This is a genomic window from Corynebacterium sp. CCUG 65737 (assembly GCF_024454115.1).
Lineage (GTDB): Bacteria > Actinomycetota > Actinomycetes > Mycobacteriales > Mycobacteriaceae > Corynebacterium > Corynebacterium genitalium.
In genome coordinates, this window is sequence record NZ_JAGPZB010000003.1 from 201,258 (window position 1) to 223,617 (window position 22,360).

Genomic DNA, 22,360 nt, shown 5'->3' on the forward strand with positions numbered 1-22,360 from the left:
GGAGTGGACGTTACTTAAGCGTCAGTCTTCACCTTGTCGCCGCCGATGGCGCGGAAGATGCCGCCGACGATCCAGGACGCGATCGCCATGACGATGGCACCGAAGAACGCGGACCAGAAGCCGTCAATCTGCAGGCCGTTACCGATGCTGTCGGAAATCCAGCCGGTCAGGGAGAACAGCAGGGTGTTGACGATCAGGGAGAACAAGCCCAGCGTGAGAACCTTCAGCGGGAAGCTGATCAGGTTCACCAGCGGGGAGATGAACGCGTTGACGAACATGAACACCAGGGCGACCCAGATGAACGCGCCGATGCCGCCGAAGATCTCTACGCCCGGGACGATAACGGTGACCAGCCACAGGGCCAGTGCTGTAACTACGAGGTCGACAATGAAACGCATGAACTTACCTTTTCTTTAGTGGTCTTGTTTTTACTGTTCGAAGAACTCGTGGATGATGTGGAACTGGCGCTCACCGGGGATCTCGGCGAACTCGCGCTGAGCTTTGCGGCGCGTCGGGCCGTCTTTCGCAACGACGACCTTCACCTGCTCCAGTGCAATCGGTGCAGCAATCTCCACCGTGGCGTGCGCGTCGGGCTGACCATAAGAAAGTTGCTGCGGGTCAATGTTGCGCCCGGCCAGTGCGTCAGCCGCGCCGTCTAATTCTCCAACGGGAATGCCGAGGAGCACGGTGTCATTGCTCAGCGCCATTGCACGCGGGGCCAGGTAAAGAGTGGTGGCGTCAGGGGCAGGGGCCCATGCGATCCAGGACGAAACGTTGTCGCGGGTGGGGGCGGAGCCGTCGCCAGTGGCGAAGCCGGAGTTCAAAGAGTAATTCAGCTGCATGAGCACCAGCGTACGGGTTTTCGCCCGGCAGTGCGGGGGCGGTTAGTTGACCGCGTCCCACGCGGAAAGGAACTCGTCGGCTTCCTCGCGGTCGGTCACTGTCACGCGGAGCCCTTCGGGGAAGGCGCGCACGAGCACGCCCCGCCGGGCCAAGTCAGCGGCGATCGCGGCGGGTTCACGGCTGCACTTTTCGGCGGGTAGCCAGACGAAGTTGGCCTGGGAGCGGGCGGCGCCGATCCGGTCGGCGACCTCGTCGCGGACCTCGATGGTGTCTTCGAGGCGGGCCAACAGCTCGTCGGAGTGGTGCAGCGAAGCGAGCGCCCCGGCTTGGGCGATGGCGGAGACTTGGAAGGGGACGCCGACTTTGTTCACGGCGTCGATCAGCTCGCGGTGCCCGAAGGCGTATCCGATGCGCACGCCCGCCAGACCGTACGCCTTGGAGAAGGTGCGCAAACACAGGACATTGTCGTGCTCCCGCCAAACGTCGCAGCCGTTGACGGCATCGGGGTCGCGGTTGAACTCGACGTACGCCTCATCGAGCGCCACGGTGACATGGTCCGGAACGCGGGCCATGAAGTCGTCGAACTCGGCGCGGGTCACCACTGCGCCCGACGGGTTGTTGGGGGAGCAGAGGTAGACCAGGGACGTTCGTTCGTCAATGGTGGACGCGATGGTGTGCAGGTCGAGGTGGCCGTCGTCAAGCAAAGGCACCGGTCGCGGCTCGGCCCCGGCGATGCGGCAGAAGATGGGGTACGCCTCGAAGCTGCGCCACGGGAAGACGATGTTGTTCTCGGGTGTGGACGTGGCCTGTGCGAGCTGCTGGCACAGCGCGGACGAACCGCAGCCAACGGCGATGTTGCCGGGATCGACGCTGAGGTGCTTGCCCAGCGCCGTGCGCAGCTGTGTCGTGCCCATGTCCGGGTAACGGTTGCCGGTGATCGCGGCCTTGGCCATCGCCTCCGCAGCCGCCGGGAGAGGCTGGCCAGCAACCTCGTTCGAGGACAGCTTCAACGCCTCCGGATCAGACGTGCCGGGGACGTAGGCGGGGATGGCGGCGAGGTCAGGGCGGATCATGCTCAAAGATTCTAGACAGGTGTTTTGGCCGACCGCACGAATGTGGGTAATGTAAGTCCAGGCCTGCTGAAGGCCGTTGGAGATGTGCCAGAGTGGCCGATTGGGGCTCCCTGCTAAGGAGTTGACCTTTCACGAGGTCCGCAGGTTCAAATCCTGTCATCTCCGCCACGCGCCCGTAGCTCAACGGATAGAGCATCTGACTACGGATCAGAAGGTTGGGGGTTCGAATCCCTCCGGGCGCACCATTTTTAGCTCCTGCTCGGACTTCGCTGGCCGGGATATTCCGCTACCCTCAAGCTTCGGAATATCCCGTGGCGAAAGGACCAGCATGGCCACCGTTGAGCAGCACGACGCCCTGCTTGAACTCGAGCGCATGATCGACTCGCACGACATCGACGGCGACCACGCCGAAAAAATCTCCGGCCTATTAGAAGAGGCCCAGCTCAACGACATCATCTGGCTGATTGAACGCTCGCCCGTCAAGCGCGGTGCCGTGCTGTTCCGCCTGCTGTCGCCCGAGCGCGCCGGCGCTGTCTTCGACGCGCTCGACCCCAACCACCAGGCCGACATGGTGCGCGCGCTTGGCGACGATGAAGTCGCCGCATTCTTCGAGGAGATGGGTGCGGAAGACCGCGTCATGCTTCTCGACGAGCTTCCCGCCCCGGTGGCCGACCGCCTCCTCAAAGAGCTCAACGAGCAGGACCAAGAGAACACGAATGTGGTCCTCGGCTACGAAAAGGGCTCGGTCGGCCGTGTGATGTCCCCGGAGATTCCGGAGATCTACGGGGACATGACCGCGCAAGAGGTCGCGAACCTGCTGCGCGAAGAGGCCGAGGAGCTGGAGACCATCTACACCATCCCGGTGATGGATGAGGACCGGCAGCTGGCGGGCATTGTGAAGATGCGCGACTTGTTCCTCGCGGACGCCAACGACCTCGTGTCTGACCTGGTGCAGGATTCGCCGTGGGCGCGGGCGGAGGATGACGCAGAAGATACCGCCCGCTGGTTCCTCCCGCTGGCGCTGCTGGCCATCCCGGTGGTGGATAATAATAACCGCCTCGTGGGCATTTTCACCTTCGACGAGGCTCAGGCCGTGGTCGAGTCTGAGGACACCGAGGACAGTGCCCGCCAGGGTGGTTCGGAAGCGCTGAAGCGGCCGTACCTATCCACGCCCGTGTTCACCCTGATGCGTTCGCGCATCGTGTGGCTGCTGGTGCTGGCGATCTCGGCGATTCTCACCGTGCAGGTCCTGGACGTGTTCGAAGGGAAGCTCGAGCAGGCCGTGGTGCTGTCCCTGTTCATCCCGCTGCTCACCGGCACCGGTGGAAACACCGGCAACCAGGCGGCAACGACCGTGACGCGTGCCCTTGCGCTTGGCGACGTCCACAAGTCCGACATCCTCAAAGTCATGTGGCGTGAAATCCGCGTCGGGTTCATGCTGGGTGCCGTTCTCGGCTCGATCGGTTTCGTGCTGGCCTCGTTGGTCTACGATTTGGACATCGGCATCATCATCGGATCGACCCTGCTGGCCATCTGCACAATGTCGGCGACGGTGGGCGGCGCCATGCCGATCGTGGCGAAGACGGTGGGCGCTGACCCGGCAGTGTTCTCCAACCCGTTCATCTCCACCTTCTGCGATGCGACGGGTCTGATCATCTACTTCCTCATCGCTACCTCGGTCCTGGGCCTGTGACCTGCTGATTTTGCCTGCTGTTCACCGTGGTGTACCGTTACATCTCGTTGCAAAAAGCACGCGCCCGTAGCTCAACGGATAGAGCATCTGACTACGGATCAGAAGGTTGGGGGTTCGAATCCCTCCGGGCGCACCAATAAAATGAGGGCCCTACCTGGTGTTTCAGGTAGGGCCCTTCGCTTTTGCCTACCCCTGCGCTGCAGCGAGCGCGGAGCTGCTAGGAACTCAAAAGACTAGCTCTCGAGATCCTTGACAATGTCGGGGTTCTCCCCCAGCCATGCCTCGATCGCTTCAGGCTCCTTGCCTTCGCCGTACTCGTTGACCACGGTGTCCTCGAGGGAGCCGTACTCGTCGTCGGAGAGCTTCAGGTCCTCGAGCCACTTGGCCACCTCGGGGTTGTCCTCGGCGAAGCCGCCGCGTGCGAGCCAGTGCAGGGACTCCGGCTCACCGAGTGCGCCCTTCGGGTCCTCCAGGTCCTTGACCGGGAACTTGGAGTTGGCCCAGAACGGGCGCCACAGGGTGACGACGATGTCCTTCTCGCCGTCCACCGCGGTCTGCAGCTCGGAGAGCATAGCTGGGGTGGAAGAGGTGGACAAGGAGTATCCGTCGGCATCCAGGCCGTACTCGGTGATGGCCTCCTCGGATGCCTTGGTCAGGCCGGCGCCAGGCTCGATGCCGACGACCTTGCCGCCGAAGTCGTCCGCCTTGCCCTTCAGGTCCTCAATGGAGTTGATGTCCTCCATGTACTCCGGCACAGCCCAGGTCAGCAGTGCATTGTCGTAGTAGGCGCCCAAGTCCTCGATGTCGTCGGAGTACTTGTCCATGTACTGCGCGTGGGTCTTCTCCGGCCATGCGGACGGGTACAGGTCGATATCGCCCTTGGCCAGGCCGGCGTAGAGGACGGCGGCGTCGGTGAGGGTCTCGTGCTCGACGGTGTAGCCGGCGGCCTCGAGCTTGTTCTCCAGCAGGTAAGCGGTGGACAGGCCGTCGGTCCAGGACGGCAGGTAGCCCAGGGTGATGGTGCCCTTGTCTCCCTCGCCGCCTTCGCTCGAAGCGGTGTCGCCAGAGTCGGAGCATGCCGTCAGCCCGAAGATGAGCGTGGCGGCAGACAGCGTAGCTAGCGTTTTACGGATGGTCATTGAAAGTAAGTCCCTTCTTCGACTGTGTAAGACAAAATCTCCGTGCCTCCCCCGCCCCCGCCAGAAAAGGCGACGCCGCCTCACCCCGAGCGGTTCAGCGGTGAAGCAGCGCATTCATTTTTCCAGCAGATGTGGGGTCATTCCACCAATTATAGAGAATGATCCAATCTTCAGCCAAGGAAAATTGCAGGTAGGGCGGAGTGCGCTAGTTTTTTCGATTCCGGATCTGGGTCAAAAGAGACGACTTATATGCATTCAAATCGCCCAGTGCGGCGGTGAGACGGTCGAGGTAGACCGCCAGGATGACCACGGCCAGACCTGCTTCGACACCCTGGGCGACATCCAGCGTGGAGATCGCGGCGGTGACTTCTTTGCCCAGACCGTCGGCGCCGACCATGCCGGCGATGACGGCCATGGAAAGCGAGAGCATGATGACCTGGTTGATTCCGGCCATGATCGTCGGCACTGCCAGCGGCAGCTGGATGCCGCGCAGAATCTGCCACGGGGTCGCGCCGTAGGAACGGCCGGCCTCGACGGTCTCCTCGTCCACCTGGCGGATGCCCAGCTCCGTCATGCGCACGCCCGGGGGCAGCGCGAAGATGATGGTGGAGAACACGCCCGGCACGACACCGATGGAGAAGAAGGTCACGGCCGGAATCAGATAGACGAATGCCGGCATGGTCTGCATGAAGTCCATGATCGGGCGGACGATTTTGCTCACCGTCTCCGACTTCGCCGCCCAGATGCCCAGCGGGATCGCCATGATTACCGCGGTCAGGGTGGACACGAGCACCAGCGACATTGTCTGCAGCATGGTCTCCCACTGCCGCATGCCCATCACCAGCAGGAAGCCGATCAAAGCGCCGAGGGCCAAGCGCCAGGAGCGGACGAACCAGGCGATGAGCACCAGGATGGCCAGCAGAATGAAGACCGGGATGGACAACAGTGCGTTGGAAAAGCCCTCGACGAGGAATGTCATGACGGCACTGAAGGCGTCGAAAAGCACTGTGGCGTTGTCTGTGAGCCAGTCGATGCCGTCGTTGACCCAGTCGCCGACGTTGATGCGGGGAATCAAAGTCTGGTCCATTACTCGTTCACCTCGTTGGTCGTGGTGTGTGCAGTGGTTGCAGCGCGGGCATCGGCATCGTCGGCGACGGCCGCCGCGGCGGGATCGCTGCTCTCGGTGGATGCTGCGGACAGCAGCGTCACGCGTGGAACGACACCGCAGAATTTGCCGTCGTTGTCCGTGACCACGATCGGGGTCGGGGAGTCCGCGGCGAGCTGGAACAGCTCGTGGAGGGGGGTGTCTTTGTGGACGGTGTGGGTTGCCGGGCCGTCGTTAAGCGGAAGCGCGTTCTCGCTGTTGCGCACGGCGCGCGCGACAGCGTCTTCCCACACGATGCCGGCGGGCGTGCGGTCGCGGTTGAGAACGACGAGCCACGGGTTCTGCGTCTCGCGCAGGAGTTTCTGCGCGGTGAGCGGTCCGTGGCCTGCGCCGAGGGTCTCCTTCGGCTGCTCGGCGATGTTGTCGGCGGTGAGCACGCGCGCACGGTCGACGTCTTTGACGAAGTCGGCGACGAAGTTATTCGCCGGGTTCTGGAGGATTTCTTCGGCGGTGCCGATCTGCTCGATGCGGCCGGACCGCATCATCGCGATGCGGTCGCCGATGCGCATGGCTTCGTTGAGGTCGTGGGTGATGAACAAAATGGTCTTGTTCAGCTTGCCCTGCAGCTCGATGAGCTGGTCCTGCATGTCTTTGCGGATCAGCGGGTCGAGCGCGGAGAATGCCTCGTCCATGAGCAGGACATCGGTGTCCGCAGCGAGCGCGCGGGCGAGGCCGACGCGCTGCTGCATGCCGCCGGAGAGTTCGCCCGGCATGTAGTCGGCCCATCCGTCGAGGTCGACCATGCGCAGCGCCTCGTGCGCCTTCTCGTCGCGCTCGGCCTTCGGCACGCCCTTGATTTCTAGGCCGTAGGCTGCGTTCTGCAGCACGGTGCGGTGGGGGAGCAGCGCGAAATGCTGGAAGACCATGGAGATCTTGTCGCGGCGGAGGTCGCGCAGCTGGGATTCGGACATCTCCGTCAACGGGGTGCCGTCGATCTCTAGGGTGCCGCCGGAGGCGGGCAAGAGTCCGTTGACCATGCGGATGAGCGTGGACTTGCCGCAGCCGGACAGGCCCATGATGACGAAAATCTCGCCCGGCTCCACATCGAAAGAGGCGTCGATGACGGCGGCTGTGCTGCCCTTTTTCATTAGTTCTTCGCGGCTCACGCCGTTTTCAAGGGCGGCGATCGCGTTCTGCGGATCTTTGCCGAAGACTTTATAGAGTCCCCGAGCTGAAATCGTTGTCATGCATGCCTCCAGAAAAATTACACTGAAAATTCAGGTTCTTCAGGGATTTCATCTTTCCACATACTTCACCCAGTATCGAGCTCAGAGAGTGGAGATCACGACATGCCGCACGATGAAACAGGGGCATAGACGAGGGCACGCGTGGACTAGAAGACGTCGATGCGCCCGCCGAGCGACTCGGTTTGCCGCAGTGCTTTGACCCAGCCGTGCGCACCAAGCTGGATGCGCATGACGGGGCGGGAGGAGATTTTCACCGGGGACACGGATTCGGCGCGGGCGCCCTTGCGTGCGCCCATCCGGGTGGCGGCGCGGTAGCCGGCACCGGCGAGCTGCTCGATGGAGGGGCGGTCCGGGTCGGCGAGGGAGTCGCGGGCATCCTGCAGGAGGACCAAGATCTCGTCGATAGTTTTCACCACGGCATCGGCGTTGGTCTCGCACATCGCGCGCACGAGTCCGGGCTCGGTACCGGCGACGCGGGTCGCTCCGCGGAAGGACCCAGCCGCCAGCGACTGGGCGAGGGTGCCGCCACGGTCACCGACGATGGCCAGCGCCTCGGCGAGCACGTGGGGCAGGTGGGAGACCCGTGCGACAGCTTCGTCGTGGGCAGCCACAGACACCGGCACGGCTTCCGCGCCGCAGATGCGGGCGAGCTCGCAGACGTCGGCAAACAGCTCGATCCAGTCCGCCGGCACCCGGCGACCTGCGTTGTCGCACTCGACGGCGTAGTCGTAGGTGACGGCCCAGGCCGCGCGGGTGAACAAGCCTTCGCGTGAGGCGCCCCAGCCGGAATCTTCGGTGCCGGACATGGGGTGCCCGCCAACGTAGCGCAGCTGCATGCCACGCTCGCGGATCAGATCGTAAACGGACTTTTTCACGCTCACCACGTCGGTCACCCCGCAGTTCGGGGCGTACAGGGCGATGCCGTCGAGCACATCTTCCACGGCATGCATCGGCACGGCGACAATGATCAAGGCGTTGTCGGAGGCGGCGCGGGACAGCACGCTGGAAAGGTCATCGTGGACGTCGAAACCCTCGCGGGAGGCGGCGCGTGCGCCGGAGCGGGAGTGGTTGTAGCCGTAGACATCTACGCCGGCGGCGGCCAGATCTCGCATGATGGATCCCCCGATGAGCCCTAGCCCGATCACGCAGGTAGGGGGGAGTTCGCGCTTGCTCAGATTGTGGCCGTTCACCCTGACAAGTGTTCCACAACGCGGGTAGTCTGACTAGGCATGGGTGCAGAGTTTGAGGATGGCTACGCGGTGACCGTGGCCATGCGTGGTGGCGAGTGGGTTGTCGCAGGGTTCGACGATGACTTCGAGCACCTGTCCACCGCTGTGAAGGCGGTCCGCAACCTGCGTAGCGAGGGCGCTGCTTTCGCATTGCTGAACGTCGAGGAGGAGTACCTCGTCATTGTGCGCCCCGGCCCGAGTGACGTGCGCGTGCTCATTTCGGACGCGACGATGGGCGTGGACGATGATTTCGCTGCGGAGATCCTCGACCAGGCAGGCATTGACATCCCGGACATCGATCCGGATGAGCTGGACAATGTCGACGGGTGGGCGGACGGCGACTTCGCCATTCTGGAAGACGTTGGTCTCTCCGAGCAGGTGCTCGCAGTGCTTATCGACGACACCTCCGCCGACCCCTCCACCATCATCGACTCCATTGCGGACGAACTCGGCTTTGCCGACGAACTGGACCGCGTGATCAGGCGGTGATCCCGCGGTGAGCCGGCGACAGGCACAGGCCGAGGAGCGGATGCGCCGCGCCATCGAGGTCGCCCGGACCACACCCATCGGCGACATTCCCGTCGGTGCTGTCCTCTACGGCCCGGACGGTGAAGAGATTGCCACCGGGACGAACCGGCGTGAAACGGATCGGGATCCGGTGGGGCACGCGGAGGTCGTCGTCACGCGAAAGGCGGCGCAGGCACTGGGAACCTGGCGTTTGGATGGCTGCGAGCTCGTGGTCACGTTGGAACCGTGCACGATGTGTGCCGGCGCAATCCTGGGCGCGCGCGTGCAATCGCTGGTCTTCGGCGCGTACGAGCCGAAGACGGGAGCTGTCGGATCGCTTATCGACGTCTTGCGTGACCCGCCTCATCTCCACACCGTCGAAGTGCGCGGAGGCGTGCTGGAGACTGAAACCGCCTCACTGATGCGGGACTTCTTTGCGCGTGAAGTCCGTGGTCACACGGCCGATGGGCGAGCTTGAAGGCGATTGAAACGAAATCGTTACCCACGCCACAGCCGACTTTCTCTACCATGGGCGACGTAAGCGAAACTCACTTAGATAAAGGAGAAGATCATGGCTGATTTTGAAGGCAAGGCAGACCAGCTGAAGGGCGACGCTAAGGAAGCTTTCGGCAACGCTACCGACAACGACCAGCTGAAGAACGAGGGCAAGGCTGACCAGCTCGGCGGCGACATCAAGGAGAAGCTGTCCGACGCTGGTGACGCTGCTAAGGACAAGTTCAACGAGGTCGCTGGCAAGGTCCAGGACAAGCGCGACGAGGCTTAAGTAGCCCCTTAAGGCGAATTTGGTTCGCCGGTCACGTTGCCGTTAGTCTGTTCTGCGGTAGCGTGTCCGAGCGGCCGAAGGTACTCGCCTCGAAAGCGAGTGAGGGTAAAACCTCCGCGGGTTCAAATCCCGCCGCTACCGCCAAAAATTTTGAAGTTCGGAGTTTGGGTAATATTCAGTCGACAACAGGCTGAATCGCACCCAGGCTCCGAACTTTTTTGAAAGGTACATGTGGCGACGTTTCTTTATCGGCTCGGCAAATGGTCCTTCCTGAACAAGTGGAAGGTCATCGTCGCTTGGCTGCTGCTGTTTGTCGCCGGACTGGCCGGGGCACTGACACTGATGAAGCCGCTGACAAGCGACTTCGAAATCTCGGGAACACCGTCGATTGACGCGTTGTACTCGCTGAACGAGAACTTTCCTGACCAGAGCGATCCGGTCCAAGCCCCGTCGGTCAACCTCGTTTTCGCCGCGCAGGAGGGACAGCGCTTGGACGCCGCCCACAACATGGCGGCGATTGACGAGACCATCGCCTACATCGAAGACAACCTCGACGGGCTCACTGGCACAGACCGCTTCGGCAACCCGGTCACGGTCAACAAGGCCCAAACCGAACAGATCGTGTCCATGATGACGGACATGGGCATGCCGGAGGAGCGCGCCAAGGCCGACGCCCACAATGTGCGCTTGCTTTCCGACGACGGCCGCATCGGCTACACCACCTTCGAATTCGGCGCCGAAACGTCGATGCAGGTGACCGCCGAAGAACGCGAAGTCGTCGCGGAGGCAATGGAGCTCGCCCGCGACAAAGGCCTCCAGGTGGAGGCAGGCGGGCCGGGCTACGGCGACCCGATCGAGATCAAGGCCACCTCGGAAATCGTCGGCATTGCGATCGCATTCGTGGTCATGATTGTCACGTTCGGCTCGCTCATCGCGGCCGGCATGCCGGTGATCACTGCGGTGCTGGGCGTGGGGCTCGGCGTGTTCCTCATCCTCATGACTACGCACTGGGTCGACTTGAACGAGGTCACGCCGACGATGGCCATCATGATCGGCCTGGCCGTCGGCATTGACTACGCGCTGTTCATCCTGTCGCGCTACAAGACCGAGCGCACCCGTTTACCTGGCCCGGAAGCTGCGGGTTTGGCGGTGGGCACAGCCGGGTCATCAGTCGTCTTCGCCGGCACGACAGTGTTCACAGCGCTCATTGCCCTGGTGCTGGCGCAGATCGAGTTCCTGTCCTGGATGGGCATTGCCGCCGCCGTCACTGTTGCGATCGCCGTGCTCGTGGCTATCACGCTGCTGCCCGCACTCATGGGCGCGCTGGGCGACAAGATGTTCGCCGCGAAGATTCCCGGTGTGGCCGGCAACCCCGGCCCCGGCGACCGGCCCGGCAAGAACCTGCAGGAAAGGTCCCTGGGCAGGTCGTGGGTGAACGCGATCAAGCGCGCACCTGCTCTGGTCATGGCCAGCGTCGTGCTCGTGCTGGGCACGCTCGCGGTGCCGGTGCTCGGGATGGAGATGTCGCTGCCGTCGGACTCCAACTCCAACCTGGACACCACGCAGCGTAAATCCGCCGACCTCATGGCGGAGGGCTTCGGTGAGGGCGTCAATGCGCCCTTCCTGTTGATCGTCGACGCTCACGACGTGAACGCCGACGCCCAGGCACTGCAGCCTTACGTCAACGTGCTGCCGGATGAGGAGGAGAATAAGGCGCAGCTGTCGACCTTCCTCTACGCGATGGAGCGCGCTGGATCCGTCAACGGCATCACCCACGCGCAGCTCATCGCGGTCAACGAGGACATGACCGCCGCGCAGATCTTGGCGACGCCCACCACCGGCCCGGATAATCCCTACACCGTGGATACCGCGCACGCGCTGCGCGAGGTCGACCGCGAGATCACCGACGCCACCGGCGCTGACATCGGCCTGACCGGGTTCACCGCCGTGCAGATGGACATCACCGAAGAGCTCGCCGACGCGATGCCGCTCTACCTGGGCATTGTCGTGGGCCTGGCGGTGATCCTGCTCGTGCTGGTGTTCCGGTCCCTCATGGTGCCGTTGGTCGCGGGGCTGGGCTTCCTGCTCTCCGTCGGCGCGGCGTTCGGCGTCACGGTCGCGTTCTTCCAGTACGGCCTGTTTGGGCTGGTGAACACGCCGGGTCCGATCCTGTCCTTCCTGCCCATCCTCCTCATCGGCGTCACGTTCGGCCTGGCGATGGACTACCAAGTCTTCCTGGTCACACGCATGAGGGAGGAGTACACCGGGGCGCGTTCGCACGGCGCGCGCGGCGATTCACAGGCGACGCTCGCCGCCGTCGAAAAGTCCACGGTGGAGGGCTTTGTGCGCGGTGCGCGCGTGGTCACGGCCGCCGCGATCATCATGATCGCCGTCTTCGTCGCCTTCATCGACCAGCCGCTGCCGTTCATCCAGATCTTCGGCTTCGCGCTCGGCGCCGCCGTGCTTTTCGACGCATTCTTCGTCCGCATGGCGCTTGTCCCCGCCACCATGTTCATCCTGGGTACGGCGACGTGGTGGATGCCGGGGTGGCTCGACCGCATCCTGCCCAACCTGGATGTTGAGGGTGAAGCACTGGAGAAGCAGTTCGAGGAACGAGGAGTCCACGCATGACAGAACAGCGCGTGGATCTGAGCTTCACCCTGGGCACGCGTCTCGACGGCGCGAACGGCCGCACCGGCGTCATCCATACTCCGCACGGCGACATCCGCACGCCCGCGTTCATTCCCGTGGCCACGAAAGCGACGGTGAAAACGCTCACCCCGGAGCAGGTGCGGGCGGCTGGCGCGCAGGCGATTCTGTCCAACGCATACCACCTGTACCTGCAGCCCGGATCCGACATTGTCGACGAGGCCGGGGGAGTGGCGGCGTTTGAGAACTGGCGCGGCCCGACATTCACCGACTCCGGCGGCTTCCAGGTGATGAGCCTGGGTGTCGGCTTCAAAAAGATCCTCGCGATGGACATCACCGACCTGACCGAGAGCGACATCCGCGCCGCGAACAAAGACCGCATGGCGCGTGTCGACGACGACGGCGTGGACTTCAAATCCGTCATCGACGGCTCCGCCCACCGTTTCACCCCGGAGAAGTCGATGCAGATCCAGCACCAGCTCGGTGCGGATATCATGTTCGCGTTCGATGAGCTGACAACGCTCGTCGATACGCGCGCTTACCAAGAGCACTCTGTTGAGCGCACGCGGCTGTGGGCGCAGCGGTGTTTGCGCGAACATGATCGGCTCACGCGGGAGCGCGAGGGCAAGCCTCTGCAGTCGTTGTGGGGAGTGGTGCAGGGCGCGAACTACGAGGACCTGCGGTGCCAAGCAGTACGTGGGCTGCTTGCCTTGGACGAGGAGGCACGCGCGGAAGGCCGGCGCGGATTCGGCGGCTTCGGCATCGGCGGCGCGCTGGAAAAGGAGATTCTAGGCACCATCACCAGCTGGGTCACCGACGAGCTTCCCGAGGACAAACCGCGCCACATGCTCGGCATCTCCGAACCCGACGACCTGTTCACCTGCATCGAGAACGGTGCCGACACCTTCGATTGCGTCGCGCCGACCCGCCTCGGCCGCCGGGGCGGCGTGTACACCCTCGACGGGCGAATGAACCTCATGGCCGCCCGCTTCAAACGCGACTTCACCGGCATTGACGAGGAGTTCGGCGGCTACGTCTCCGAGAACTACTCTCGCGCCTACATCCACCACCTGCTCAAGGCGAAGGAGTTCCTCGCCGGCACGTTATGCACCCTGCACAACCTCGAGTTCATGCTGCGGCTGGTGGACAATATCCGCGCTGCCATCGACGAGGGCAGGTTCTATGAGTACCGCGACGAATTCTTGGGGCGGTACTACGCGGGGCGCGGATAAGGGGCTGCTAGGCCGTCGTCGAGCTGACTTCCTTTTCTTTCCGGCGCACGGCAGCGATGGTCGGGTAGGTGATCGGCAGCAGGACGATCTCAATGAAAGTCTTCCAGAAGAACCCGACAGCGACGTAGTTAATGAACGCGCCCGCGGAGTCGATGCCGATGACCCCGGCCGCAATGGAGCAGAACAGGAACGTGTCAGCGAATTCGCCGACGATGGTGGAGCCAATCAGGCGGGCCCACAGGTTGTCGGTGCCGAAGCGGTCCTTCATCTTCTCCAGGACCCACGCGTTGAGCAGCTGGCCAACGACGTAACCGGTCAGCGACGCGACGACGATGCGCGGCAACAGGCCGAGGACCGCCTCGAAAGTGTCCTGCATGTCGTAGAACGGCGCGCCCGGGAGCCAGATTGCAATGTAGAAAGACACCACGGCGAGCACCGCGATGCCGAAACCGGTGAACACGGCGCGCCGGGCGGTTTTGAAGCCGTACACCTCGGCGATAACGTCACCGATCACGTAGGAGATGGGGAAGAGGAAGAAGGCGCCGTCAGTGATCAGCGGGCCGATCTGCACGCCCTTTTGCGCGGTGATGTTGGAAATCAGGAACACCGCGCAAAACACTGCGAGCAGGTAGGGGTACGGGGACCGCGAAACGGGATGACTCATGCGCATGATCTTTGCACACATCTCTAGCTTTAACCCGATCGCGTGCATAAGTGGCTAGCGTTTATGAACTTGGAACGTTCAGTAAAAATGAACGTTCAATTAAAATGAGCGATGAGGGCGTCTGGATGTTAATTTGATTGCTATGTTGCGTGAAATCGACGCTGCGAATCGGGTTCTTGCGCTCGAAAGGCTGCCGGTCCGACTGGAGCTTAGATCTGAGTTCGGATCTGAGCCGCCTTCAGGCCTCCTTAATCTCATCGACGTTCGGGATCCGGAAGCGGTTGCTTACCCGGTGGTGGGTTTCATGGGAGCACTGCCGTCTAAGTATTTTCCAGAGCAACGGACGGGGGAGCGATTCCTTCTTTTATCGGAGAACATCACTCCTGCAGTCGCTGAATCGCTGCGCCAGAGAAACATTATGTACCTCGATGCGCGGGGCAACTGTTTCGTCAATGAGGGTCCGATATTTGTGGATATCCGAGGCCGGACTCGCGCCCCCGAAAGCTCCGGAAGGGCGAGAGGCGGGGAGCTTTCTGGTCCAGTGAATTCGGCGCAAAACTTGTTCACACCGCGGCGTGCGCAAGTGATAGCTGTGCTTTTGTCGTTTCCGGAGCTGCTCGGCAAACCGACCCGGCTATTGGCGAAGGCTTCAGACACTTCTGTAGGAACGACCTCGCAAACGCTTTCCCTGCTGAAGGAGACGGGGTATTTGTTCGAATCGGGCAGCGGATTCAGCTTCACGCCCAACAAGGTGCAGACATTGGTGGACACGTGGGTGGACGCTTACTCGACAGGTCTCGGGAAGCGTCTTGAGTTGTTCCACGGGAAAGCTGAGCTGTCTCGCCTGGGAGACATAGATCCACGTGGCTGGGTCAGCGGGGAAGCGGCTGTTCCGGAATTGGTGCGCGGTGGCGACTCTGTCACGTTGTACGTCGATCATCGAAATGATCTGAAGAGCTTGATAAAAGACTCAAGGATGCGCAACGATCCGCAAGGGAATGTGCTCGTTCGGAGGGCCTTTTGGTCACAACCGTGGGCACCTGATCTTCAGCGGGTGATCGATTCTGAGTCGGACATGCACGGATGGTCGGTTGCCCCGCGCATCCTCCTGATTGCTGACCTCGCAGCGACTCGTGATCCTCGCTTGGTCGAAGTGTCGCAAACCATCAGAGCGCAGTTGCTTAGGGATATCGATGCACAACGATGAACATATGTGCACTGTCTTAGAGCAGGTGGGGGAGTTTATTTCACTCGATAGCGTGATGGTCGTTGGGGCGGCCTGTCGTGACATTCACCAGTCCAGTTTCCGCAACGCGGAACCGGCTCGCGCCACCGGGGATGTGGATTTAGGCCTTGCGGTTGAAGATTGGGGTGCCTTCTTGGCTCTCCGTTCTGCGTTCTCACCACACTCGAGCGCCTGGCAAGAGGTGAAGATCGGTGATATCCCTGTTGATCTGGTGCCCTTTGGGCCCTTGGAGACCCCTCCTGGGACTGTCGTCACAGATGACGGGATCCAAATGAATGTCGCCGGATTTCAGGAAGCGTTTGATAATGCAGACCTCCACACGTTGTCTAACGGTATGCAGATCAAGATTCCTACTGTTCCTGGTCTAGCGGCTTTAAAGCTGCATGCATGGTTAGACCGCTATCTGAAGGGGAACTACAAAGACGCTTATGACCTCGCCCTGATCATGGCTTGGTACGGAGAGCCTCAAGCTGAACGACTGTTTGATCGGTTCTTGGAATACCGGGAGCCGGAGGAAATTTTCCCAGATGACCAACTGGCCGCTTTCGTCCTCGGGGCAGATGTAGCCGTAGAGCTGGGTGTGGAGGCCGCGTCCATTCTGCATGAGAGGTTCGAGCGTGAGCCTGAGAATGGCATTGAACTCCTTGCCAAAGAGTTGACCTGTCGTGGTGAACACTCTCTCCCAAAGGATCGCAGGCGAGCCCAAGTAGATTCTCTGTTGGACGGGCTCAACGAGGGGATCAGAGGTATGAGCATATGACCCCGTTCGATGCCCCCGCAGCCAGGTACGCCCCCAGCCCCAGCGGTGATCTCCACTTTGGCAACCTGCGCACGGCGGTGCTGGCGTGGTTGTTCGCGCGCCAGTCGGGCCGACGATTTTACATGCGGGTGGAGGATGTTGATTCGGAGCGGTCGTCGGCGGAATCGGCCCGGCGCCAGCTCGAGGACCTCGCGGCGGTCGGCATCGAGTGGGACGAGCCGGTCATCTACCAGTCGAATCGCTCCGAGGCGTACGAGGCCGCACTCGCCACGCTCACCGAAAAAGGCCTGGTCTACGAGTGCTATTGCACGCGCCGCGACATCCGCGAAGCAGCGTCCGCCCCGCATGTTCAGCCCGGCATGTATCCAGGCACGTGCAGAGAGCTTGACGACGAGACCCGCGCCCAGAAACGTGCCCTCCTCCGCGCCGAAAACCGCCTTCCCGCTCTTCGCCTGAAGTCCCAGGCGGAGCAGTGGACGGTGCGGGACTTCTATCACGGCGAGTTCACCGGCCCCGTCGACGATGTCATCTTGCGCCGCGGCGGCAACCTTGAACAGGCGCAGGCAGGGGACTGGGCCTACAACCTCGCGGTGGTCGTGGACGACGGCGACCAGCGTGTCGACCAGGTAGTGCGCGGGGATGACCTGCTCGCCTCCGCCCCGGCGCAGGCCTACCTGGCGCACGAGCTGGGATACGCCGAGCCGGAATACGTGCACGTGCCGCTGGTGGTGAACAAGGAGGGGCGCAGGCTAGCCAAGCGCGACGGAGCCGTCACGCTGCGCGAGATGAACGCTGGCGCCGTGGACGTCCCAGGCGCGATCGCAGAGTCGCTGGGTTACCCAGGCGCGGACATGGCCTTGTTGCTCCAGGAATTCGATCCGGAAGCGCTTCCGCGCGAGCCGTTCGTCTGGTGCGACTGAGAACAGTACCGAGACAGGCACCCTTGAGTTTTCTTCCCTTATCCCTGCGGAGCATTAGCTGCAATTGTGAGAAGCATCCCCGAAGAATGCCAGAGGGTTCCGAGAGAACATAAAGCGGTTAATTAACCGGGCTTAAGTCTAATTTTAAATGTTCTTTACGCATGTAGTGAGGGGTATGACAGGTAATTGACATACTGCAAGGGGTGGGTTAGCTTCGACCACGATTACCGCCCCCAGAGAGATCGCAAAAGAAGTTTTCCCAACATAAACGATCCTGTTCGCTCGAAACTGGAGTCAAGCTTTTTGGGCACGGCTAGATACCGGAAACTAAAGGAGCTAGGACGATGACCAAACGTTCACATACTCGTGTGCGGGGGTTCTTGTGCTCAGTTTCGGCTGCCGGTGCCCTGCTTATCGGTAGTGTTGCGCCGGTTGCGGTCTCCCAAACCGCAACCGAGTCGGCCTCGGACGAAGCATCTGTTTCCGATGCGGGAGAAACTCCCTTGGATATGCCGGCTGACGGAATGGGAGATAACGGTGGCGGGACTGCGGCTGGGAGCGATGCGCCCGACGACCGAACGCCGAGTGCCGGAGATCAAACCATTGATTCGTTGAACTCGGCGCGCTTTGGTGACGTCATCTCGATTCCCAAGGGATCCAATGCCGAGGGGAATCTTCTGTACACACTCGCCAGTAAGGTGTCTTCCGCCGAGCTGGGGCAAGATGAATACATCAGGCTCGTCCGCCAAGATGCCGGAGCCCAAGTGAACGCGGTAGAGGCGCGTTTCAACTCGGATGAAGTTGAGGTATCAGAAGGCGTTGATGATCAGGATAGGCAAATCATTAGCCTTAAACGCCCAACTCACGTGACCGACACGAACCTGGTTGAAGTGGATGTCGAGGTGGATGCAGGAAGTGTCTTCAGCGGGCAGTCGTGGCGCCTGGAAACGGCTGATGAGGCTCTCGACAGCGAGCTTTCCATCTCCCTAGAGCTCTTCCGAAGCCGACAGTATGCAGCGGCAGACGATCCGCAAGCGGATATATGGAAGATTCAGGAGTACAAGGGTGGCGGGGACAACTTCTCCCTCGGTAAGAATCCGACTTTCCAGCTGACCGAAATCGTGCCAGAAGAGGATGATGGCAAGGTAGCGACGATTCGTTTCACGTTCCAAGTTGACGGCATGGGTCCCCAGGGTGGGCCGTTCAACGAGCTTCGATTCAACCCCCGCGGTTGGTTCATTCTCGAACAAGGGGCCAAGCTCGAGGGGCTGGAGTATATGTGGCTCAACGACAGTAAGGACACGAACCCGGAGAATTCGCTGTCTGCGCAGGAACGGGGGCTCAGGAAGTTGGTCGAGCACTCAGTGGACGAAAAGGGAGCGGGCGCACCTCTCGATGTTTGGTCTTCCACTCACTTCTTAATCTTCAGTAAAAGGCCAACGATTAAGAACGGTGACACCCTCACGGTTCGCTACAAACTCACACGCGAAGGGTATGAGGTCGAGCCTGATTCTGGGCTATCCGGAACCCCGACAGAACATACCTATTGGGTGAATACTGCGTCCCAGTTCACTAGGTACGACATTTCCCCGGATTTAGGGTCCATAAGGATCGGTCGGCAGTTTCCCGCCAAACTCGGGTACGGCGATATCGCGGTAACCAAGGACGGTAAGTACCTTTACGCCGTCCAGTTTGTGGGTCAATCTACGAACTCTAACGGTTTCGTCATGGATAAATACGATGCTCGTACCGGTGCTCACGTAGGCCGAGGTTCGTTCAACCTGGGAGCATCTGCGGCCGGTAGCGCTTTGACAGATGGTGGGCAGCTCAATTCTTTGACCTTTGACTACGATGGCAAGCTACTCTTCTCTACACCGAAGAAAACTAAGGGATACAGTCCCATTTGGAAGCTCGATCCCTCTTGCGTGAAAGATCCAGCTTTGAACTCTGTATGCGAGCTTGGCGCAGATATTGAAGAGCTGGACCTTAGGTGGCCAGATAGTGGAAGAAAAGAAGTATCGTCTGCAGGTGACTTCTTCGTGGGGTCAGACGGAAGCCTGTTTGGAGCCGGCACTACTGACTCGGGATTTTCCAGATCTGAGTCCGTTATTGTCCGCTGGCCGGCTTTGGAGCCAGGTAACCCGGATGCGGGGCGTAGCAAGGAAGGAGAAATTATAGGAAACCTTCCCCGCCCAACTTATGGCATGGGCCGCTTTGGTGAGTACATTCTTTCGACGCAAACGGAGGGAACTCACGATCGCGTTGCCAACTCCGGTCTTGTGTGGTCTCACTTTGTCTCGGATGGAGAGGGTGGATACGACCTTGAGGGTGATGAATTAAAAGCAACGGTTGAAAGCACTCCGTACGGAATATTTAAACCGAACCAATCTCTGTGGGGGGCCACCTCGATTTATGATTCGGGCCCGGTTAATGAATTGATTCTACGGATCGAAAAAGAGGTCACGGGCGATCGTGTCGAAGACGATGACCAATTCCAACTGGGGGCCTATCGAGACCCGTCATCGCTGACGAATAGGCGCACCTATTTGGAAGGGGCCGTTACGGCATCAACGCCTGAGACCGGGCTGCAGGACCAGGTTGCTTTTAGCTATGTCAAACGTGGTGAAACGTACGGGATCTTTGAGGGGTTCCGCGATGGAGACGGCGAGAAGCTAGCCAAGGAGCACACTGAGCAGTATTCGTCCGCGCTCAAATGTGTTGAAGGCCATGCGTGGTCCGCGAACGGGACAGTGGTTCCGACGGAAGCACTGTCAGACCTGACTGATAGGTCTGACATCGAGAGTAGGCTGACGATTCCTTCAAACCCCGGCCTGCAGGCCGTGACGTGTAGGTTCAGCAACTCTACTGGGGCAGAGAAAACCTCGTTGGCGCTGTTCAAGATGGCCGATAATGACGGACGCGACAACTTGGAGCTGCTCGATGGAGCTAAGTTCGCGCTTCATGAAAAGGACGAGAATGCTGCCGATGGACTGGGCGCGAAGGTTTCAGACATCGTCCCTAACCCGGCGAGCGGCTACTCGGTCAGTGGCCTGGAATTCGACAAACCGTACCTTTTGGTAGAGACGCAAGCGCCTCCGGGCTACCTTCGGCTTGCGCAACCGATTGAGTTCATGATCACCCGCGGGCAGGATGGTCGCTCCCAACTCCAGCTATTGAGTCAACCGACGAGCGTCGGAGTGGCGCTTCCCCCAGATGATCCGAAAGCTCAAAAGGTCCGAGATGCGGGTGGCGTGGATGGTGTTGCTCTGACAGTTGTCAATGTTGAGCAGCCACAACTACCGAAAACTGGCGGTCCCGGTGTGCACCGTTTAGGCGCATTTGGGCTCTTGTTGCTGGCTCTGGGAAGTATGTCCGTGATTAATGACTCTCAGGGTGCCAGGAGACGGCTTCTCATCTAGCGCTGCCGCGCGAACCGTTCGTCTGGCGTGACTGACCTGGCGAAAGCCCAATTATGGGGCTCTCCCCACCGTGGCAGTTGTGCATACAGTGGGGCGCATGCTCTTCGATGCTGATCTGTCCAACGTCCGTGTCAATGACCCTTGGAAGCGCTACGACCTGTCCACCCTGAACCGCCTCCACGATGCCGAAGCCGCCGTCGTGGGTGACACTCTCGGCCACCTGACCACGATGGCAGGCCGGATCCGCCGCATCACCGGCGAAGGCAGCGCCATCGGCAACGCATTCCCGATCAACTGCACCCCTGGTGACAATCTCGGCGTGTGGCGCGCGCTTGACGACGCGCAAGAGGGCGACATCTTCGTCATCAACGCGCGCGGAGCTGACGGATCGGCCATCATCGGCGGCCAGATCGCCCGCATGATGGTGGAAGCGGGCGTGCTCGGCTGCGTCGTCGACGGACCTGTCCGCGATGTGAACGATCTGGAAGAGTACGGCCTGCAGGTCTTCGCCACCGGTACGACGCCGATGGGTCCGACTCGTTTCGGCCCGGCGGAGGTGGGCTACCCGGTCGCCTGCGCTGGCACGGTGGTCAAAGGCGGGGACCTCATCATCGCCGACAACGACGGTGTCACTGTCGTCCCTGCCGGCCGCATCCAGGAAGTCCTCGACAACATCGCCGATTCTGAAAAGAAAGAGAAGGACTTCTTCCGGAAGATCAGCGAGGAATGGGTGCCCGCCAAGAGGCGCGGTGACATCGGCCAGGATAACCCGGGCACTGTCACTCCCGAAACAGAAGAGGAAGTCGACGAGGAGCGCTAAACCCTTAGGGTGCAGGACTAGCGTTCACGCAAGCGGGTCAGCACACGAATCTGCAGCAGAACCGGGTAGAGGTGGAGGACAACCCCGGCCAGCAGAAGGACTATCAAAGCCATCCACCCTCCGGACGCGCCAGCCCAGATTGCGGTCGCGGCATGAAGCAGGAACCCCCACCCATGGCCAGCAGCGGCCGACCTCATGTGCCGTGGGTCCCAGCGGTCTCGCTCTCCGGTCGCGCTATCCTCCCGCATAGCGAAGATGAGCTTGTTCCAGCCGATCCGCGATAGGAAAGAATTGAACTGCGAGACTCCCCATCGACGAGAGGTTTCGTGTGACATGGACATTCGATCCCACAGGGAGTGCGGGATATAGCGTTCTAGCGAATTGCCGACGAACGGCGCCCATCCGAATCCCGTGAGAGTCACCATGAGGACGAAGATTGCGGAGTGGGCGCTCGTCGCATCAGCGACAATGACAAGGCCCCCGACGGCAACCACCGTTATGACTACGGCGATCACGCCAACGCCGCCTGCGCACTGATGGACATAGGTTGTCAGTTTAAAGCTGGGGGCAGCGGGGGCGTCGATAAGCAAAATGCCCTGGCCTGAACAGTGCAGACAGGGCATTTCGTGTGGCGGAGGATGTGGTGTCTGAAGTCATGACATAGTTGACACGGCGTGCCTGGGACAGCATTCCTGATGGTTGACAGGTCAGTCGCGACATTGTTGACACTTAGGGGGTAGAAACAATCTGGGGTGATGGTTGACACCTCAGTCGCGACATCATTGACACCTCCCGCCACCCCCGCGTGTTTAGTGACGGTGCTGGTATCAGTCGGGACATCGTTGACAGATGAACAGCCCGAACCGAAATCTCGCCATCGTCAAAGCCGTCCGCGATCAAGGCGAACCAGTCACCAAAGTCGCCAAACGATTCGGCATCTCCCGCCAACGCATGGACCTGACCCCTTTTTGGTGGACACCTGATATCCAGCCCGGTTGGGCTGGGAAGAAAGGTAATCTACCACCATGTC

At 61.2% G+C, this 22,360-nt stretch carries 21 protein-coding genes and 4 tRNA genes; 16 read left to right on the forward strand and 9 right to left on the reverse strand.

Annotation, left to right across the window (positions count from 1 at the left end):
- Positions 1 to 14 precede the first annotated feature (14 nt).
- Genes KBX17_RS04145 through KBX17_RS04155 form a run of 3 tightly spaced genes read right to left on the reverse strand, consistent with a single transcriptional unit; the run spans position 15 to position 1,916 of the window.
- Positions 15 to 398, reverse strand: a complete 384-nt coding sequence (locus KBX17_RS04145; protein ID WP_005287384.1) for a phage holin family protein — start codon at positions 396 to 398, stop codon at positions 15 to 17.
- A 30-nt stretch (positions 399 to 428) separates the two neighbouring features.
- Positions 429 to 842, reverse strand: a complete 414-nt coding sequence (locus KBX17_RS04150) for a hypothetical protein (RefSeq protein ID WP_256018623.1) — start codon at positions 840 to 842, stop codon at positions 429 to 431.
- 42 nt (positions 843 to 884) lie between these two features.
- The gene (locus KBX17_RS04155; protein ID WP_256018625.1) at positions 885 to 1,916 is read right to left on the reverse strand and encodes a histidinol-phosphate transaminase; all 1,032 of its coding nucleotides are present in this window, start codon (positions 1,914 to 1,916) and stop codon (positions 885 to 887) included.
- A gap of 78 nt (positions 1,917 to 1,994) precedes the next feature.
- Between KBX17_RS04155 and KBX17_RS04160 the strand changes: the two genes are divergently transcribed.
- From KBX17_RS04160 to KBX17_RS04175, 4 genes are all read left to right on the forward strand, one after another.
- Positions 1,995 to 2,084 (forward strand) — tRNA-Ser (locus tag KBX17_RS04160).
- A 1-nt stretch (position 2,085) separates the two neighbouring features.
- Positions 2,086 to 2,161: transfer RNA gene (locus KBX17_RS04165), tRNA-Arg, on the forward strand.
- Positions 2,162 to 2,244: 83 nt separating this feature from the next.
- Entirely contained in the window at positions 2,245 to 3,609 is a 1,365-nt protein-coding gene (gene mgtE, locus KBX17_RS04170; RefSeq protein ID WP_256018626.1) for a magnesium transporter, read from the forward strand.
- 60 nt (positions 3,610 to 3,669) lie between these two features.
- Positions 3,670 to 3,745: transfer RNA gene (locus KBX17_RS04175), tRNA-Arg, on the forward strand.
- 97 nt (positions 3,746 to 3,842) lie between these two features.
- On the opposite strand, the gene KBX17_RS04180 is transcribed toward KBX17_RS04175, so the two are convergent.
- The 4 genes from KBX17_RS04180 to KBX17_RS04195 all read right to left on the reverse strand — a co-directional run bounded on the left by KBX17_RS04180 (position 3,843) and on the right by KBX17_RS04195 (position 8,290).
- Positions 3,843 to 4,748 (reverse strand): glycine betaine ABC transporter substrate-binding protein, encoded by a 906-nt coding sequence (locus tag KBX17_RS04180; protein WP_256018628.1) that lies wholly within the window; start codon positions 4,746 to 4,748, stop codon positions 3,843 to 3,845.
- A 205-nt stretch (positions 4,749 to 4,953) separates the two neighbouring features.
- Entirely contained in the window at positions 4,954 to 5,835 is an 882-nt protein-coding gene (locus tag KBX17_RS04185; protein ID WP_255994724.1) for a proline/glycine betaine ABC transporter permease, read from the reverse strand.
- Complete coding sequence (locus KBX17_RS04190; protein WP_256018630.1) at positions 5,835 to 7,100, reverse strand: glycine betaine/L-proline ABC transporter ATP-binding protein; 1,266 nt, start codon at positions 7,098 to 7,100, stop codon at positions 5,835 to 5,837. The genes KBX17_RS04185 and KBX17_RS04190 overlap by 1 nt, the downstream gene beginning before the upstream one ends.
- 146 nt (positions 7,101 to 7,246) lie before the next feature.
- Positions 7,247 to 8,290 (reverse strand): prephenate dehydrogenase, encoded by a 1,044-nt coding sequence (locus KBX17_RS04195; protein ID WP_255994726.1) that lies wholly within the window; start codon positions 8,288 to 8,290, stop codon positions 7,247 to 7,249.
- A 39-nt stretch (positions 8,291 to 8,329) separates the two neighbouring features.
- Here KBX17_RS04195 and KBX17_RS04200 point away from each other — a divergent pair, with 39 nt between their 5' ends.
- The 6 genes from KBX17_RS04200 to tgt all read left to right on the forward strand — a co-directional run bounded on the left by KBX17_RS04200 (position 8,330) and on the right by tgt (position 13,501).
- On the forward strand, positions 8,330 to 8,818 hold the full coding sequence (locus KBX17_RS04200) for a tRNA adenosine deaminase-associated protein (protein WP_005287348.1): 489 nt from the start codon (positions 8,330 to 8,332) through the stop codon (positions 8,816 to 8,818).
- Between the two features lie 7 nt (positions 8,819 to 8,825).
- Positions 8,826 to 9,314, forward strand: a complete 489-nt coding sequence (locus KBX17_RS04205) for a nucleoside deaminase (RefSeq protein WP_370687268.1) — start codon at positions 8,826 to 8,828, stop codon at positions 9,312 to 9,314.
- A gap of 93 nt (positions 9,315 to 9,407) precedes the next feature.
- Positions 9,408 to 9,620 (forward strand): CsbD family protein, encoded by a 213-nt coding sequence (locus KBX17_RS04210; protein WP_005287340.1) that lies wholly within the window; start codon positions 9,408 to 9,410, stop codon positions 9,618 to 9,620.
- Between the two features lie 56 nt (positions 9,621 to 9,676).
- Positions 9,677 to 9,764 (forward strand) — tRNA-Ser (locus KBX17_RS04215).
- Positions 9,765 to 9,851: 87 nt separating this feature from the next.
- Positions 9,852 to 12,251, forward strand: coding sequence for an MMPL family transporter (locus tag KBX17_RS04220; protein ID WP_256018632.1), 2,400 nt, complete (start codon positions 9,852 to 9,854; stop codon positions 12,249 to 12,251).
- A complete protein-coding gene (gene tgt, locus KBX17_RS04225) occupies positions 12,248 to 13,501 on the forward strand; it encodes a tRNA guanosine(34) transglycosylase Tgt (RefSeq protein WP_256018634.1) in 1,254 nt (417 codons plus the stop codon). Before KBX17_RS04220 ends, tgt begins: the two co-directional genes overlap by 4 nt.
- Before the next feature lie 7 nt (positions 13,502 to 13,508).
- Here tgt and KBX17_RS04230 read toward each other — a convergent pair whose 3' ends face one another.
- Positions 13,509 to 14,165, reverse strand: coding sequence for a queuosine precursor transporter (locus KBX17_RS04230; protein ID WP_156774784.1), 657 nt, complete (start codon positions 14,163 to 14,165; stop codon positions 13,509 to 13,511).
- Positions 14,166 to 14,307: 142 nt separating this feature from the next.
- Between KBX17_RS04230 and KBX17_RS04235 the strand changes: the two genes are divergently transcribed.
- From KBX17_RS04235 to KBX17_RS04255, 5 genes are all read left to right on the forward strand, one after another.
- The gene (locus KBX17_RS04235; RefSeq protein ID WP_256018635.1) at positions 14,308 to 15,372 is read left to right on the forward strand and encodes a type IV toxin-antitoxin system AbiEi family antitoxin; all 1,065 of its coding nucleotides are present in this window, start codon (positions 14,308 to 14,310) and stop codon (positions 15,370 to 15,372) included.
- Positions 15,359 to 16,171: a nucleotidyl transferase AbiEii/AbiGii toxin family protein gene (locus tag KBX17_RS04240; RefSeq protein ID WP_256018637.1), complete on the forward strand. Its 813-nt coding sequence runs from the start codon at positions 15,359 to 15,361 to the stop codon at positions 16,169 to 16,171. The genes KBX17_RS04235 and KBX17_RS04240 overlap by 14 nt, the downstream gene beginning before the upstream one ends.
- Complete coding sequence (gene gluQRS, locus KBX17_RS04245; RefSeq protein WP_256018639.1) at positions 16,168 to 17,091, forward strand: tRNA glutamyl-Q(34) synthetase GluQRS; 924 nt, start codon at positions 16,168 to 16,170, stop codon at positions 17,089 to 17,091. The genes KBX17_RS04240 and gluQRS overlap by 4 nt, the downstream gene beginning before the upstream one ends.
- 344 nt (positions 17,092 to 17,435) lie before the next feature.
- Entirely contained in the window at positions 17,436 to 20,510 is a 3,075-nt protein-coding gene (locus tag KBX17_RS04250) for a prealbumin-like fold domain-containing protein (RefSeq protein ID WP_256018640.1), read from the forward strand.
- A gap of 97 nt (positions 20,511 to 20,607) precedes the next feature.
- The gene (locus KBX17_RS04255) at positions 20,608 to 21,330 is read left to right on the forward strand and encodes an RraA family protein (protein ID WP_005287318.1); all 723 of its coding nucleotides are present in this window, start codon (positions 20,608 to 20,610) and stop codon (positions 21,328 to 21,330) included.
- 17 nt (positions 21,331 to 21,347) lie between these two features.
- On the opposite strand, the gene KBX17_RS04260 is transcribed toward KBX17_RS04255, so the two are convergent.
- On the reverse strand, positions 21,348 to 21,845 hold the full coding sequence (locus KBX17_RS04260) for a hypothetical protein (protein WP_256018642.1): 498 nt from the start codon (positions 21,843 to 21,845) through the stop codon (positions 21,348 to 21,350).
- A 334-nt stretch (positions 21,846 to 22,179) separates the two neighbouring features.
- On the opposite strand from KBX17_RS04260, the gene KBX17_RS04265 reads away from it, so the two are divergent.
- Positions 22,180 to 22,360, forward strand: a 181-nt coding sequence (locus tag KBX17_RS04265) for a helix-turn-helix domain-containing protein (protein ID WP_256018644.1), incomplete at its 3' end; no start/stop codon positions are given.